This window comes from Solibacillus sp. CAU 1738 (assembly GCF_039888725.1).
Lineage (GTDB): Bacteria > Bacillota > Bacilli > Bacillales_A > Planococcaceae > Metasolibacillus.
The window spans coordinates 988,757-1,007,272 of the sequence record NZ_JBDQQN010000001.1 but is presented as its reverse complement, the minus strand read 5'-3'; the positions used below and the strand labels follow the sequence as shown (position 1 = coordinate 1,007,272).

At 29.8% G+C, this 18,516-nt stretch carries 4 protein-coding genes; 2 read left to right on the top strand and 2 right to left on the bottom strand.

The features are described from left to right. Positions 1-55 precede the first annotated feature (55 nt). Together AAFN87_RS04975 and AAFN87_RS04970 are read right to left on the bottom strand one after the other, a co-directional pair. Complete coding sequence (locus AAFN87_RS04975; RefSeq protein WP_347789909.1) at positions 56-9,202, bottom strand: non-ribosomal peptide synthetase/type I polyketide synthase; 9,147 nt, start codon at positions 9,200-9,202, stop codon at positions 56-58. 17 nt (positions 9,203-9,219) lie between these two features. Then, positions 9,220-15,039 carry a type I polyketide synthase gene (locus AAFN87_RS04970; protein ID WP_347789908.1) on the bottom strand — a complete coding sequence of 1,940 codons (5,820 nt, stop codon included), beginning with the start codon at positions 15,037-15,039 and terminating at the stop codon, positions 9,220-9,222. Positions 15,040-15,453: 414 nt separating this feature from the next. On the opposite strand from AAFN87_RS04970, the gene AAFN87_RS04965 reads away from it, so the two are divergent. Both AAFN87_RS04965 and AAFN87_RS04960 read left to right on the top strand, forming a co-directional pair. Beyond that, positions 15,454-16,161: an ABC transporter ATP-binding protein gene (locus AAFN87_RS04965; RefSeq protein WP_347789907.1), complete on the top strand. Its 708-nt coding sequence runs from the start codon at positions 15,454-15,456 to the stop codon at positions 16,159-16,161. Continuing rightward, a complete protein-coding gene (locus tag AAFN87_RS04960) occupies positions 16,161-18,506 on the top strand; it encodes an ABC transporter permease (protein ID WP_347789906.1) in 2,346 nt (781 codons plus the stop codon). The genes AAFN87_RS04965 and AAFN87_RS04960 overlap by 1 nt, the downstream gene beginning before the upstream one ends. The last annotated feature ends 10 nt before the right edge of the window (positions 18,507-18,516 follow it).

The window sequence follows — 18,516 nt, the reverse complement described above, 5'->3', positions numbered from 1 at the left end:
AGAGGGAACCATTTTTTACCTTAGAATTAATTAATTTAATATATCTAGTAGCGACCTAAAAAGTAAATTCAAAATCTTCTTCGTTTAATTTATTTGACTTTACATTACTGTATAGAGCATCTAATTCTTCATTAGTAATTAAGTCAATGTTTTTAATCTTTAAATCCATATTTTTCGATGTTAATTGTAAAATACTCATAAAGTATTCTATAAATTTTTCTATTGTTGATTTTTTAAATAATGACGTTGCATAGCTTAAATTTATTAATAATTCTCCTTCCCTTTCCTGACAATCAATTGAAATATCGAATTTTTCCGTATTTTGTATTATAGGATATTCTTTAACGCTTAACTGATTCATTTCTATTTTATCTTCTTGCATATTTTGAAGGGCAAATATTACATCAAATATTTGATTTCTGTTTAATTCGCCTGATGCACCAACCTTTTGAACTAACTCATCAAATTGATATTCTTGATTATCAAAGGCCGTCATCGCCTTCTCTTTAACAATTTCCAAATAATCTTTGAATCCTAATTCATTATCTACCTTTGTCTTAATCGCTAAGGTGTTTACAAACATACCAATTACATTTTCAACCTCTTCTGATGTTCTTCCTGAGACAGGTGTTCCAACAATAATATCTTCTTCTTGGCAATATTTTGATAATAAAATTTTTATATTGGCTAATAAAATCATGTATAGTGTGCTTCCAGTCTTGTGCCCAATTGCTATTAAATTATCTGTAATAGATTTATCTAATTTAAATTCAATACTATGTCCCTTAAAGTCTCGTTTATTTGACACAGGATAATCCGTTGGTAATTTTGTGTCAGGCAATTTCCCTTGATACTCGCCTAACCAATATTTTTCTTGTTTTTTAAGTTCTTCACTTTTTGATCTTTTTATTTGCCAAGCAGAATAATCTTTATATTGAACTTTTAAAGGTTCCAACTTTTTATTGGAATACAAATCGCTAAATTCTTTTGTTAGTATTGCAACCGAAATTCCATCAGAAATAATATGATGAATATCAAAAATGATAATATTTCTCTCTTTCGCCACTTTTATAACCCCAACTCTAATAAGCGGAGCCTTTTTTAAGTTAAATGGCCTGATGAAGTTATCTATTTTTTCTGGAATTTTCTCTTCGTTATTTATTGCTAACATTTCAATCTTAAATTTTATATCTTCCGTTGGTTGAATTTTTTGTACTATTTCTTCATCAACGATATCAAAACATGTTCTTAGCGATTCATGTCTATCTATAAGCTGTCTCAAAACACTATCTAATTTTTTTAGATCTAGTTTACCAGTTACTTCTATAGCCTCTGGCATATTATAAGCAGTGCCATTATATCTCTCTTGTAACATGTACATTCTTTTCTGTGCAGAAGATGTTGTATAGAATTCTTTATTAGCAGCTAATTTCTCTATTTTTTCATATTTATTTTTTTCTAGTTTACTAATATATTTAGTAAGTTCTTTTATATTTTTAGTCTTAAATAATTCTTTTATTGGTATTTTCACATCTAACAATTTGTGCATTCTGCCTACTAATATCGTCGCATTTAATGAATGTCCACCCAAATCAAAGAAGTTATCGTTTATACCTATTGTTTTTCTTCCTAAAATCTCAGCCCAAATTTCCACTAACTTTTTCTCCATCTCATTTCGTGGACCTTCATAGCTATTTAATACAGGTTCCTCGTTAGCTGGATCTGGTAAGGCTTTCCGATTTATTTTTCCATTTGAATTAAGTGGCATTTCTGAAACCTCAATAAAGATGGAGGGTATCATATAATCAGGTAAAGTTGCTGATAAATAATCTTTAATTTCAGATATATTTATTTTTTTACTACTTAATACATATGCGCACAGATATTTTTGAACATTTTTAACCGTTTTCCCCACTACTACAGCTTGTTTTATGTTTTCAAATTTTAAAATTCTATTTTCTATCTCTTCAAGTTCTATTCTAAATCCTCTAATTTTCACCTGATTATCTATTCTACCTAAAAATTCCATTTCTCCATTTGACTTCCATCTCGCTAGATCTCCAGTTTTATACATCTTCAGCCCTTTTTCAAATGGATTTTCTAGAAAACTTAGTAATGTCAAATCCTCTTTATTTAAGTAGCCTCTTGCTACTCCATCCCCTCCTATATATAATTCTCCTGGAACTCCAATAGGGACTATTTGCATTTCCTCATCTAGAATATATACTTGAGTATTATTTATTGGTTTTCCAATTGTAAGTTTTTTATCCTCATTTGTATAACGTTTACATGTTGACCAAATGGTTGTTTCTGTTGGACCATATACGTTAAATATTTCCACGTTATTATCCCGATTTAGTTCTCTTACTAGATTTTCAGAAACTTCTTCTCCACCAATTAATATTGATTTTAATTGCTTTATTGATGTTTTGAATTTTTCACTTTCTAATAGGGATTTTAATCTTGAAGGCGTACTTTGCATTACCTCCACTTTATTTTCAACAATAACTTCTGATAATTTATCCCCGTCAATTGCATCTTCTTCATCTGCAATTACTATTTTCATTCCATGTGCAAGTGGAACTAAAGTTTCTAAACCGAAAATATCAAATGAAATTGTTGTTATACATAGTATGCTTTTATTCTTATCTAATCCGGTTGCATCTACAATACCATGTATAAAATTATTTACTTGTTTATGTTCAACCATGACTCCTTTGGGATTACCAGTTGAACCTGACGTATATAAAATATAAGCTAAATCATGCGTGTCATTTACTATACTCAAATTATTATCATCTTTAGAAACATTATCTTTATTATTAATATTAATGATATTACCTCTAAACATTAAATCATCTTCTAATTCCTTTGTTGTAATTAAAAACTCTACTCCTGAATCTTGAAGCATGTACTCAATTCGACTTTTAGGAAGGTTTGTATCTATTGGTAAATAAGCTCCCCCTGACTTTAAAATCCCCATAATGCCAATGATCATTTGAACGGATCTATCTACATAAATACCGACTACTGAATCACTTTTTACACCATTTTCTCTAAGGAATAGTGCTACTTGATTTGCTTTTTTATTTAATTCATCATAAGTCAATTTGACATCCTTACATACAACGGCAACATCATTAGGCACAACCCTCACTTGCTCTTCAAATAGTTGTTGGATTGTTTTATTTTTAGGATAATTTACCTGAGTACTATTAAAATCTTTAATAATTTTTTCCCTTTCACTATTTGATAGAAGTTGAATGTCAGAGATAGATAAAGAATTATTATTAATAATTTGTTCTAATATAGTTGTATAATTTTGCCCCCACCGTGTAACACTATCTTCCTCTAATAATCCAGTTTTATAATTTAAATTAACGTTGAATTCCCCATTTTCTTCAAGTATTTCCAATGTCAAATCAAACTCTGCTATTTTTGATTGATAGTTGTTATATGATTTGATTTCAACATCATCCATTTTAAACATTCTTCCATCAACATTCTCATAAATAAACATAACATCTACTAATGTGTCTCTATCACCTTTATTTTTTTCATTAAGTTTATTAACAAGTAAATTAAATGGATAATTCATATGGACATACGCCTCAAGAGAGTTTTGTTTTACATCGTTCAGGAATTCGGAAAATTTCATTCCGTTTGAAAGCTGATTTCTCAAAACAATTGTATTAGTAAACATACCAATATTATTATCAAACTCTCCATTTCCTCTGTTAGTAACAGGAGTACCAATAATTATATCCTTGGATTTTGAAAGCTTATAAAGCAATACATTAAACGCTGCGACTAATACCATAAACAGTGATGACTTTGACTTTTTTGCAAATTGTTTTAGATCGAATACTAAATCTGAATCTATCGCCATTTTCACAGTATTTCCTGTAAATTGATCAACTGAATAGTTAAAATCAAAAGGGAGATTTAACTTTTCTCTTTTACCCGATAATTTTTTTAACCAATAAGCTTCATCTTTTTTGATTTCCTCAGAATTTAAAAATTCCTTCTCCCATAAAACATAATCAGAATACTGATAATTGATCGGCTCCAGATTTTCCCCTAAATATAATTTCATTAGCTCTTGACCTAAAATATCTAATGAACGTCCATCAGCTATTGTATGATGTAAATCTATTAGCAATATTCCCCTATTGTTTGTAACTTTAATAAACGTTACTTTAAACATTTGTCCCAGGGATAAATCAAACTTACTAATATTTTTCCGGATTACTTCATTTAAATTCTCAGATTCTTGCATTTCAACTTCATAAATTTTAAAATCTACATCCTCTACAATTTCTTGAACAAATTGATCATCTCTAATGTATAACTTTGTACGTAAACTTTCATGTCTAGCTATTATTTTTTTGAACATAGTCTCTAATTTTTCAATGTTTATTTGGCCATTTATTTCTAATGTCCCGATTATGTTATATGGGTCATTCTCATTTATTTGAATTGTTGAGAAGAGCCTTTTTTGATTTAAAGACATTGGTATTATGTTTTGAGATGGAACAGATTTTTTGGAATTGTTCCGTTTTGTACTATCCGAAAATTCAAAACCACCTTCTCTTAATTCATATATACATTCCTTAACTTTGCTTATTACTATATTAATATCTTCATAAGTAATTGCTGTATTAAAACAGCACGTTCTCCTCTCCCATGTATATACTCCCTTATAATTTAATAAATAGAAAAATAGATCCATTTCTATTGGAAATAGTGATAAGTCATATTTTCCAAATGATTCAAATCTGAATTGTGATCCAAAGTAACTTATCCTCATAGGAACAGATTCACTTTCAAAAAACTCATTTAATTCTTCTACAAAAAATCTAGTTTTCTCATTCACTTCATTTTGAATAGTTTCTCCATTCGCTTTTAAATGTAAGAGTACCGCATGTGCAGCAGCCATAACAAGGGGATTCTTACAAAAAGTCCCGGCGAAAGTTACAATATCTTTATCAGGTTTAGATTTATCCCCAAATGACCAGTTTCCACCGTCTATGCTATCTAAGTATTCTTGCTTACCTGCTACTATGCCTAATGGAAGTCCACCACCTACTATTTTTCCGTAAGTAACTATATCCGCTTCAATTCTAAAATAAGCTTGTGCACCACCCGGTTGTATTCTAAATCCATTTAGCATTTCATCAAAAATTAAAGCAATATCTAATTCTTTTGTTAATGCTCTTAATTCCTTAAGAAATTCTATTGGCTGAAAACCTGGTCTTCGACTTTGTACAGGTTCTACTAATACTGCAGCAATATCATTTTTATTTTCTTTAATATATTCTAAAGATTCCTTTGATCCATAGAGTAAACTTACCGTATCTTTAATATTCCCATATGTTGTACCTAGTGAAGTAGGATAGGGACCTTCTTCATCAGTATCTGTTAGTAGACCATCAAAGGTACCGTGATAGGATCCAGCGAATTTTACTATTTTTTCTTTTCCCTTACATGCTCTTGCAATTCTTAAGGCAACCATAACAGCTTCTGAACCTGTATTACAGAATGCAACTCTCTCTACTCCAGTTAATTCTTTAGTTAATTTTGCCACTTTTCCAGCTAATTCACTTTGTGGTCCTAATTCAATTCCTTTATCTAATTGAGCTTTGATTGCATTTGTAATAAATGAAGGATTGTGCCCGAAATAATGGACTCCATACCCTATTGCTAAATCTATATATTCATTTCCATCAATATCCCAAAATCTTGTTCCTTGGGATTCTTTAGATATAATTGGATATAGTAATTCTTTTAATGTCATCCTAAAATTAAGTGAATTTATCCAATCTGTGAATACAGTATTATACTTTTTCGCATGATTTTTAGAGCTTTTTGTTTTTTTATTATATTTCAATATAAAATCTTCTAAAAACTGTTTTTGCTCATGATTTAAAGGGTCTTCTTCGAAGATCATGGAGTTATTATTTAGTTTAGGGAAAGTTTTCCTTACATTTGTTGCTTTATTTGTTAAAAGTACATTCCGACTCATATCCTTCAAATTACTTAGCTGAATTTGGATGTTGTTGATTTGACTTTCCAGATTATTCAGACTTACATCACCGTAATTGTCATTACCTTCTGCAAATACATTTGGTTGTTGTAGTATAATTTCTTCTTCAAATACCTCTAACTCCGGCATATTTATATATATATATTCTGCTATTAAACCTACTGTGTTTAATGTTAATAAGAACTCATTTATAGAGATATCTAATTTATATTTATCATCTATATGTTTTTTAAAGTTTAATAATAATAGTGAGTCAAATCCTAATGAAAATAGATTATCTTCACTATTTATCTCTTCTACTTTTAATCCAGCTATAATATTAATAGTATTTTTTATCTCAAGCTCTATATCATCTAAACTTATAGTAGATTTACTAAGATTATTTTTAATTGGCTTATTGGTTTTGTCTATTTTTACTGGATTTTCAAAAGTAAAATCTTTATTGTTATTTTTCTTATTTTCATTTAAATCAATCCAGTATTTTTTCCTTTGAAAAGGATAATTAGGGAGTGTTACTTTCACATGATTATAATCTTTGTAAAAGCATTTCCAATCAATTTGTACGCCATGTAAATATAATTGAGATATAGAATCTAATAGTTGCTTATATTCATTAAAGTCTTTTCTTAATGACGGTAAAAATAGCTCCTCGCCATCAATACACTGATTAGCTAGTCCACAAAGTGTTGCGTCTCCTCCTATTTCAATAAATATATTGCTTTCCAAATCCTTAGCCGTTTCTATTGCTTTATAAAAGTTAACTGTATTGGATAAATGCTCAGACCAATAAGTGGCATTACCAAAGGTGTCTTTATTTTCTTGTTTTCCAGTAATAGAAGATATAAAAGTAACCTTATTATCTGAGAAATTAACATTCTTTATTTTTTCCTTATAAATGTTGACAAAATCTTTCATTAAACTCGAATGAAATGGATGTGTAATGTTTAACTCATCTACAAATACTCTTTGTTTCGTTTGAATGATTTCAATTACTTTGTCTACTTCTTGACTAAGCCCTGATATTGTTACATTTTCCGGAGCATTTATAGCAGCAGTTGAAACATTTTTACATCCACTCTCTATTATTGCTTCTCTTGCAACTTCTTCACTTGTTAGTACACCCACCATTTTCCCATCAATATTGAGAGTATCCATTAACATACTACGATGAGCTATCATGACTATCGCATCATCTAAATTTAATATTCCAGCATAACATGCTGCAGCAAATTCACCTATACTATGACCAATTACTGTTTTTGCTTTAATACCAAGAGATTCCCAAAACTTGGTTAACGCATACTCTATAGAAAATATTATCGGTTGTGAATAAATAGCTTTATTTACAAAATTATTATCTTCTTCTCCATAAATGATATCTAAAATATTGGTATTTAATATTTTATAAAATTTTTCATTGCATTGATCTAATGCCTTTTTAAATACGGATGACTTTTCATATAATGTTTTCCCTATATTCTTATAAATAGATCCTTGGCCAGTAAATAAAAAGGTAATATTTTTCATTTTATACTTGGAAGAATTACTTTTAAAATAATCAAATTTATCTAAATTACTTAAAATATCTTCTTTACTTGATCCAGTAACAGAAAAACGATGATCCATATGACTCTTACAAATATTAGAGCTGTAACATATATCTCCAATTGATTTATCAGAATTCGATAAATACTCTTTCATATTAATAACAGATTCTTTCAATATCTCTTCATTTTTAGCAGATAAAGTCAACAAGTGATAAGGTAATTCCTTACCTTCGTTATTTTCTTTCACTAATGGTGGTTCTTCAATAACTGCATGCGCTAAAGTGCCTGTGAATCCAAACGCACTAATACCTACTCTTCTAATCTTTTCGCTAGATTTCCAATCAACAAGCTTATTTACCACTTGTATATTTCCCCAATCAATCTTAGAACTTTTATTATTGAAATGAAGATTAGGTGGTAGTTGGTTGTTTCTAAATGATTGTATAATTTTTATTATCCCAGCCATTGCTGATGCAGCTTCTAAATGGGCTATATTACTTTTTACTGCGCCTACTAATAAGTCACTTTTCTTATTTTTAAAAACTTCATTTAAAGTTTGAATTTCAATAGCATCCCCTAAAGGAGTACCTGTCCCATGTGTCTCAATATAATCAATATCATCTATCTTCATTTGAGCTTGATTTAAAGCTTGCATTATTACTTTTTTTTGCGCACTTCCATTAGGAGCTGTCATCCCATTTGTTCTTCCATCTTGTCCAACCGAGACGCCCTTCACAATTGCATAGATTGAATCATTATCGGCTTTAGCTTGGGACAATTTCTTTAGTACAATGACACCACAGCCCTCTCCTCTCCCAAAGCCATCTGCACTTTCATCAAAAGTTTTGCATCTGCCATCCTTTGATAAACCATGCTGCTTTGAGAGTCCAATGAATGATTCAGGAGTTAATAACATATTAACTCCACCTACAATTGCTAATGAGCATTCACCTTTTTTCAAACTTTCTACTGCAGCATTTATTGCCACTAATGAGGATGAACAGGCTGTGTCGATTGTTACCGCAGGTCCTTTAAAATCATAAAAATAGGATATTCTACCGCTTGCAGCACCATAAGTTATACCTGAAACAGAATAAGGCGTTATTTTTTTTTCATCACCTGAATACATATGAGCTCTAAAATAATCACTAGAACTAAACCCTATAAATACTCCTGTATTACTGCCTCTTAAATTATTCGGATTTAGCCCGGCGTCCTCTAGCGCTTCCCAGCTTACTTCTAATAATAATCTTTGCTGTGGATCTATCGAACTTGCCTCTACAGGTGAGATTTCGAAATGTCGATTATCAAATTCATCAACGGGGACATTTAAAAATGCCCCGTTTTTTGTATACATTTTTCCAATTTCGTCTACATCATCACTATAATATTCTTCATAATTAAATCGGTCCTTTTTAATTTTTGTTACAGTATCAATCCCATTAGAAAGTATATTCCAGAACTGCTCTGGATTATTTGCACCTCCAGGAAATCTGCAACCATGCCCTATAATAGCTATATCATCATCTTTGTTTTTTTGAGATAATTCTTCAATTTTTTTAGCTGCTTTTTTTAAAGCTTCTTTATATTTACTCGTTTCCTGTGTCACAAACTGTTCCCTCCTTTCTAGTCTACTAAAGCCTCTATTTCTGATAATAAATCATCTATATTATCATAATCACTTACGTTTTCATTATCCTTGTCATATTCACTATTTTCTTCGAAAGATATAACTTCCATGAGTAGATAATCATTTAACTCTTTTAATGATGGATAATTAAAAAATACAGAAATATCAAGCTCTTTGTTTAATAATTTATTTATTTCATTCCTCATAGAGAAAATCATTAACGAATCTGCTCCTTGTTCTGTTAGTGACTGATCTAATACTAAAAGGGAAGCATCATCAAAGCCCATTAAAGTCGCTGTAATATTTTGCAGTTTTACTAGTAAATAATCTTGTCTTTCCGAAAACTTTAACGTTTTTAAAGTTGATAATATATTAACCTTACTATTAGTTTTTTTATTTTTTATAGTAGTAACATCATCTAATATTATTTGCTTAGATAAGAATGTAGTTATTTCATCTAAATTAGCGTGTTCATTATATAAACTCCAATTCATGTCAGCAACTAAAATGAGAGATTCATTTTTGCTAAATAATTTATCAATTATTTTCATTCCTAATTCAGTACTAATGCTATAAATACCTTGTCTCTCTATTCGTTTCACATTCTCTTTATCTCTAGAGGCCATTCCTGTCTCAGACCATGGACCCCAACAAATCGATAATGCAGGTAAGTTTAATTTTCTTCTATATTGAGCAAATACATCCATAAAATAATTTGCAGCTGCATAATTTGCTTGTCCTATATTTCCTATTACGGAAGCAATAGATGACATCATAATGAAAAAGTCCAATTCACAATTTCTTAATGCATGATGTAAATTGAATGTTCCAAAAACTTTACTCATGAACATTTGCTCAAAACTTTCCCATGTTTGATCTCTTATCAGCCTATCATCCAAAACACCAGCCGTATGAACTACGCCTTTAATCTCTGGGAAATGTTCATTAATTTCAGATATTAAAGCAACGACTTCTGATTCTCTACTGACATTAACTTGGCATACCAATACTTTTATGCCTTTCTCTTCCCATTTCTTTATCTTATTGAGAATAATATCCTTAGGCTTATTTCTGTTTAATAGAACTAGATTACGTGCCCCTTTGTTAATTAAATACTCTGAATAAAGCATGCCGATACTACCAGTTCCTCCTGTAATAATATAAGTTGCATCAGATTTAATGGTTATATCAAGGTTTTCACGCTTATTCTTCGTGTCAGAATGTTTAATCAATCTTGAAACATATCTCTTATTATTCCTTCTTAAGCAAACTTGTTTCTCAACGTTCGCTAGTATTTCTTTGATTAGTACATCATCAATTTCCTTATTCATCATGCTACTATCAACGTCAATTATTCCTCCCCACAATTGCTTACATTCAAAGCGAATAACTTGTGAAAAGCCCCATAATGTTGATTGATAAATAGAAATTGGGTTTTCATCTAAATCATGTACATTATTTGTTATAACTTTTAAATTCAATTTTTCAACTAAATTTAAGTCTGTTATTGCTTGTACAAGGTACAATAATCTACTACAATCTGTTTTTTCTTTCGACATTAATGTCTCTAAAGTTATTTGATTGATGCTTTCCACATCAGACTCAGAAATAAATAAAATGTTTAACTTTTCTTTATCATATTTATCTACAATGTCCTTTAATAGCGTGTATAAATCTTCTTTTTTATTATCGGAAATGTAATACGTATCGTTGTCTAGTTGTAAATACTTTTTATCAGACAAGACTCTAATTGAATCGATACCATGTAGCTTAAGTTTCGCATGCATATTATTACATATTTCATTATTATTCGATAAAATGATAAATCTTCCCTTATCACCAGTTTCTATTTTTTCTTTTAGTGATTGCTCTACCCATTCAACGTTATAAAGCAATTGATCACCACTAAAGTTAAGTTGCTTTAACAAGCTTTTTCGATCTGAGAGTTTCGCCATGATTCTTTCTATTTCAAATACAATTTCACCTTTTTCATTATAAACATCTATATCTCCTATAAAGCCTTCTTTTTGATCATTATTAACTTTAACATGGCACCAATAACTTTCTGCCTCGCGATAATAATACTTTAGTTTTCCTAATGAGATAGGAATTGTTGTTTTTAGTTCTTCATTTGCACTTTCAGAATCCATTTTTCTACTTAGTTCTGATACAGCAAACACAGATTGGAATATAGAATCAATTGTGCCTGGATACACTGTATACGATTCCAAATTTGGAATATCTCTCATTGGCTCAATTAAGCAAACTCCTTCACCTTCTCCTTTCCACACTCTCTTAATTCTTTGAAATCCTTCGCCTAAATTAAAACCAAATTTGCTCATCACATCGTAGATATTGAAACCTGATAAGTCTTCTGGAAACCTGTTTTTTAATTCATCTATATTTATTCTTTTTTCAAATGTCTCGTCATTTATTTCAGTAAAACTTCCTAGACAATGCTTAGTCCAATTTTCATTTTCCGAATTATTGTCTTTACTTATTAGTTGGAATTTTTTCCTTGGCTCTTTCATATCTTCAAGTAAAAATTGCACCGTTTTTTCATCACCATTATTTGCTATTAAAGGTGAGTGAAATTCAACGTTTTCGATCTTACATATTGATGATTTATAATAATCTTCAATAATAGATACTAGCATCGACATGTGAGCTGCAGCAGGAGATATTGCCGTATCAAAAATAATATGTTCTTTCATAAAGTATGGAGAATTCATTGTGAAGGTGTTCTGATATACTAAACTATCTTTTAATTGTGGTGTGCTAAATCTTTGTCCAATAATTGGATGTTGTTTACTATTTCCTTGTTCAGGTAAATTTCTTTCATGAGAGAACACAGGTGTCATCCAATATGATTTTCGATCAAATGAATACGTAGGCAATTGAACTCGATTAAATGCTTTATTCTCATTTGTTTCGAAATTCTCCCAAATAATCTTTACACCACTAGAATATAGTTCCCCTAAACTATAACAAATTTGTTCCAAGTCGCTTTTTTTCATATCTAAAGAGTTTAATAATTTAATTTCTCCCCTTAAAGATAATTTAGACAATGCACATAAAGTTTTATTTGCCCCAACCTCTAAAAATACTTTATTTTCTAAATCCTTAATTGATGTAATAGAATGATAAAAATCAACTTTTTCTTTGATATGGTTTGTCCAATAATTCGCATCTAAAATTTCATCTTCTCCTATTGTTCTTCCAAAGGTCGAAGAAATAAATTGCACTCTGGATTGATTGAATTTTACTTGTGATGCAATTTCTTTGAAATCCTCTAATATAGGTGTCATTAATTTTGAATGGAATGCGTGAGATACGTATAATCTAGCAATTTTTATTTGTTGTCTTTCAGCTTCTTTCGAGAGTTCTTCTATTGCATTTTTCTCACCTGAAACAACAATATTATTTTCAGCATTATATATTGCTATTGACAATGCATCATTATATTTTTCTATTAATTTATTCACTGTTTTTTCATTTGCAAAAATTGATAACATAGCCCCTTCTCCAGGTGCTGAATCCATTAACCTTCCTCTAATTGCGACTAACTTTACTGCATCTTCTAAATTCATTATTCCTGATACAACAGCCGCTGCATACTCTCCTATACTATGGCCTAATACAACATTCGGTTTTACACCTAGCTTTTCCCACATTTTGCAAATGGCATATTCGATAGAGAATATTAGTGGTTGTGCATATAAAGTCCTTTCCACTTCTTCACTTGAATATTTCCCACTATATAAAAGTTCTGCTAAAGATTTCAAAATAAATGGTTTGAATAATTTATCACATTCGTCAAAAACTTCTCTAAATGTTGAGTTGTTATCATATAATTCTTTTCCCATTCCTAAATATTGGGAGCCTTGACCTGTAAATAAAAATACTACCTCTGGTTCTTTTTGGAATTTTATAACCTCGTTTAGATTTGTTGAAATCCCTATTTTATTTTCATTCATTAAATAGGATTCCATCCTTTTAATTATTCCTCCCTTATTTCTCCCAAAAACAGTAAATCTATAATCATAATCAGCTCTGAATAGATTATTTGTATAAACAATATCTTTTATATCAACTTCATTCCCATTCATATAGTCCAAATAATTCTGTATATTATTACGCAGTGATCTTTCACTCTTTGCTGATAGTTTTAAAATATATATTGGGTCATTATCAGTTTTTACTACAGGCTTTTCCTTTAGCGGTTCTTCAATAATGATATGGGCATTTGATCCTCCAAAACCAAATCCATTTATTCCAACTCGTCTTAAACTACCGTTATTTTTCCAATTAGTATTAGTATCGACAACCTTTACCGGTGAGTTATCCCAAGGGATAAATGGATTTGGATCTTTAAAATTCAAGTTCCCAGGAATTAAATCTTTTTTAAATGATAACAGTACTTTTATTATACTGGCAATTCCAGCGGCTGCTTCTAAATGTCCGATATTTGATTTAACAGATCCAATTTTCAATGGGTTTTCTTTTGTTCTATTCTTACAATAGGTTTCAACAACAGCTTTTACCTCTATAGGATCTCCTAGTTTGGTACCAGTTCCATGCATTTCAATATAATCTATATCTGTTTCATTTAAATTGGCATCCTTTAATGCCTTTTTTATTACTTTTTCTTGAGCTAAACCATTAGGTGCAGTTAATCCATTACTTTTTCCATCTTGATTTACTGCGGTACCACGGACTATTCCTAATATATTATTTTCATTTTTCTTAGCTTCTTGTAAGCGTTTTAGAATAAGAACCCCGCCACCTTCTCCTCTGCCATAACCATTAGCAGATGCATCAAAGCTTTTACTATGTCCATCTATAGAAATAGCTTCTAATTTAGAAAAACATACATGTACGGCTGGAGTAACCATCAAATTTACTGCTGCTACTACCGCAGTATCTACTTCACCAGCTTCTAATGCTTTACATGCAACATGTAATGCTGTTAACGAAGATGAACATGCTGTATCAAGAACCATTGAAGGTCCTTCAAATCCAAAAGTATAGGAAATTCTCCCACAAGCTGTACTAAAAGTTGTTCCAGTCAGTGAATAAGCATCTATTTTACTTAAATCCCCAGATTTATAATGTGCAAATGAGTATTCTTCTCCTGCAATGCCTACATATACCCCCGTATTACTACCGAAATAATCTCCTATATTAATACCAGCATTTTCAAAGGCTTCATAAGTCAACTCTAATAACAATCTTTGTTGAGGATCTAATGCATTAGCTTCTTTTGGAGAAATATTAAAAAATTTCGGGTCAAATTGGTCAATCGGTATGTTTAAGAAGCCACCCTTTTTAGTATATGATTTTCCAGCTTGAGTTTTATCTGGACTATAAAATTTCTCTATCTCCCATCTCTCTTCTGGAGCATTGGATATAACATCTTTTCCGTTAATTAACATATCCCAATATTCCTCTGGACTATTTCCGCCAGCCGGGAATCGGCAACTAAGACCTACAATTGCAATAGAATCCTTATCATTAGTATTTACACCATCATCACTATCGTGAGTATTATTAACCATAGTTTCTTTTTTATTTAATAAATTAAATAAAAATTCAGTGTATTCTTTTATATTGGTGTATTCAAACAGTGAAGACACCTGTATGTCGATTTCAAAATTTTTAGACAACCTTTCAATGAATAATGGGATGTCAATAGAAGCAAGACCTAAATCAGTAAATGGCTCATCATAGTTTGTAATGTTTACATCTAATATTTCTTCAATCAATTCTACTAAATAAGATAAAATATTTTGTTTTGAATATTTAATAAATTGCATTAAATAACATTCCCTTCGCTAAAATATTTTATTTTCACATGACACTTTAGTTAAATTTGGTATATTTTACGCTTGTCACTAATAGAAACTAATAATTGAATACTTCAAATTTCAAATTATTATCGGGAAAAAAGGCTAGAATCTATTCCTTTTTTCGATTTAGAAAAGATTATTCTAATTTAATTGTTGCTTCTTCACTTTTAATCCACCACCATTTTTATTATCATGTAAATAAAGTTAAATATAACAATTAATATCACTTCACTATTTAAATTTACTTTTTATCTATATATGTTATTGAAATGGAAAATATTCATCAAATGGAATAAATAATACGTATTCCGCATAATATTTCAGTAGCTTCTAGAAAACAAAAAATAGTGATTTATTCTATTTACTTAGGAGGAAAAATAAGTGACTAATAGTTTAATTGAATTTAAAAATATTTCTAAGGAATATATTGTAGGTGAAGTTCCAATATTAGCATTAAATGAAGTGAATTTTATCATTGAGGAGGGGGAGTTTGTTGTAATACTTGGTGCAAGTGGAGCTGGTAAAAGTACGATATTAAACATTTTAGGCGGAATGGATATTCCTACTTCTGGAAAGGTAATTGTCGAAGGAAAGGTTATTACAGAGTTTAATGAAAAAAAACTAACGGATTTTAGAGCAAAAGATATTGGCTTTGTTTTTCAATTTTATAACCTCATACCTAACCTTACAGCTCTAGAAAATGTTGAATTTGCAGTTGAAGTATCTAAAAATCATCTCAATCCTAAAGAGACTTTAAAAAAAGTTGGTTTATTTGACAGAATGAATAATTTTCCATCTCAGCTTTCTGGTGGAGAACAACAAAGAGTAGCAATAGCTAGGGCTATTGCTAAAAATCCATTACTTTTGCTTTGTGATGAACCTACTGGAGCTTTAGACTATAAAACTGGGAAAGCTGTATTGCAACTTCTAGAAGATATAAATAAAGAAACTAAAAAGTGTGTCGTTTTAATAACACATAATTCAGCTATTGCCCCTATGGCTGACAAAGTTATTAAAGTTAAAAGTGGTGTTATTGAGGATATTACTATCAATAAGAATAAAAAACTTATAAAGGATATTGAATGGTAATGAATAAATTATTATTAAAGTTACTAAGAGACTTAAAGTTATATAAGGGGCAATTTATAGCAATTACGTTAGTAATTGTAGTAGGAGGATTTTTCTTTGCAGGTTTTTCTACTTTCTCGAAAAACCTTAGTGAGTATTCTTCGGAATATTTCAAAAAAACTAATCTAGCTGATTTATGGGTTTATTATGACAATATTTCTCCTTTGGATATTCAAAAATTAGGAGAAATTGATGGTATTAATAATATCGAAGGACGGTATGTATTAGAAGGTAATCAAAAATTGGATGATGTTAAAACAACATTAAAATTACATTCCCTTCCTGAAAATAATCTGATTAATCAAATAGTCCTCATTGAAGGCACTCGACCAACGAACTCCAATTCTATTCTATTTGATGCAGATTACGCAAAAGAACATAACTATTCTGTTGGTGACGAAATAAACTTAAGCACAGCTTATAAAGATATTACTTTAAAAATATCCGGGTTTGGTGAAAGCTCCGAATATACTATTAAATCTAGGGATACCTCAGATTTCCCTCCAAACCATAAAGAATACGGGATAGCATACGTTTCAGAAAAAACGATGAGTAATATTATAGGTCAAAAAATTTATAATGAAGTTGTTATTGATGTAGACGACGGGGTAGATTTAAATGTAATAGAAAATGAAATAGAAAAAAGTTCAATTAATTTAAATTATTTCTACACATTAAAAAGAGACTTAAATTTAAGCTATAAACAATTTACTGGAGAAATAAAGCAACAAGAAGAACTTGCAAAAATATTGCCTATTATATTCTTTTTAGTTGCTGCTATCATTACCTTTTTAACAATGTCTAGACTGGTAGACTCACAAAGAACCCAAATTGGAATCATGAAAGCATTAGGTATTAATAATTCAAAAATATTAACTCATTATCTTGGATATGCAGTATTAATAGGATTCGTTGGAGGTCTTATTGGATCGTTATTAGGGTCAATATTCTTTCCAAAGATATTTATGGACCAGGTAAGAGCTATAATAACACTTCCCGGCTTTGAAATACGTATATATCCCATCTTTATTTTAATCACTATATTTTTTTCAATTACATTTGGTGTTTTAGCAACATTCCTGTCTTGTAAAATAATTTTAAAAGAAAGAACTACTGAATCAATGAGAGCCAAACCACCGAAAAAAGTTAAAAAAATATTAATAGAAAGAAATACAACTTTTTGGAGAAAGCTTTCTTACGGTAATAAGCTTGTTTTAAGAAATATTTTTATAAACAAAAAAAGAGCCATTTACAGTTCTTTAGGTGTAGTCTGTTGTGTCACTTTATTAATTCTTGCATTTGGGTATAAAGGCTCTAGGGAATTATTAATAGAGAAGCAATTCAATGAAGTATATAATTATGATCTTAGAGTCGTGTATAAAACCCCTATAGAATATTTAAGTGACGATATACCGTATAATGATATCAATTTAAATACTCTTGCACAAACTAGCGTAGTTATTACTAATATAGAAGATAAAAAAGATAGCAATCTACTTATTACAAATAAAGAAAATAATTTAATTAATAATTATGATAAAGATGGAAACATACTACCTTTAGATGATGAAGGTGTAATAGTCGCTACAAGATTTGCAGAAAGGTATAATTTGTCAATCGGAGATTCACTGCAACTAAAATTAATAGACTCAATGTATAAAGGCAAAACTATAGAAGTGAAAATTTCAAATATATCTGAACAATATTTAAATCAAGAAATTTTCGCTACACCAAAGCTCCTATCTACTTTAGGAGTATATTACGCCCCAAGCACACTATTAATTCAAGCAAAAGATCCCACTAAATTAGACGAAATATATAAGAGCTTTAATAGTATGCAGAACCTAAAAGAGGTTAAGTCTATAAATGAAATAAAGGAGCTTACTGAAAATGGTTTGCAGAATCTTTACAATATGATAATAGTCCTGATTATTTGTGCAATTGTATTATCCTTTGCAGCCATATATAACATCTCTGTTATTAACATTACTGAGAGAATAAGGGAACTAGCAACATTAAAAGTACTAGGCTATCAAAGAAATAAAATAAATAAGCTTATATTTATGGAGAATATTTTCATTACTATTTTTGGTATATTTATTGGTATACCAACAGGTATTGCTCTATATATGCTCATTATAAAGAAATTCACTCTTGATAATATGGTCTTTCCTATTACTTTAGATATAGGATCTATACTATATCCTGTATTCGTCACTTTCTTGGTTACTATTTTATGTAACATATTTTTAAGAAAAACTGTAAGGAAAATTGATATGATTGAATCACTTAAAAGTATAGAATAAATAGAAATTG

What these genes read in the sequence shown, in the direction of transcription:
- AAFN87_RS04970 (WP_347789908.1), bottom strand. Translation starts at nt 15,039, where the DNA reads ATGCAATTTATTAAATATTCAAAACAAAATATTTTATCTTATTTAGTA.
- AAFN87_RS04960 (WP_347789906.1), top strand. Translation starts at nt 16,161, where the DNA reads ATGAATAAATTATTATTAAAGTTACTAAGAGACTTAAAGTTATATAAG.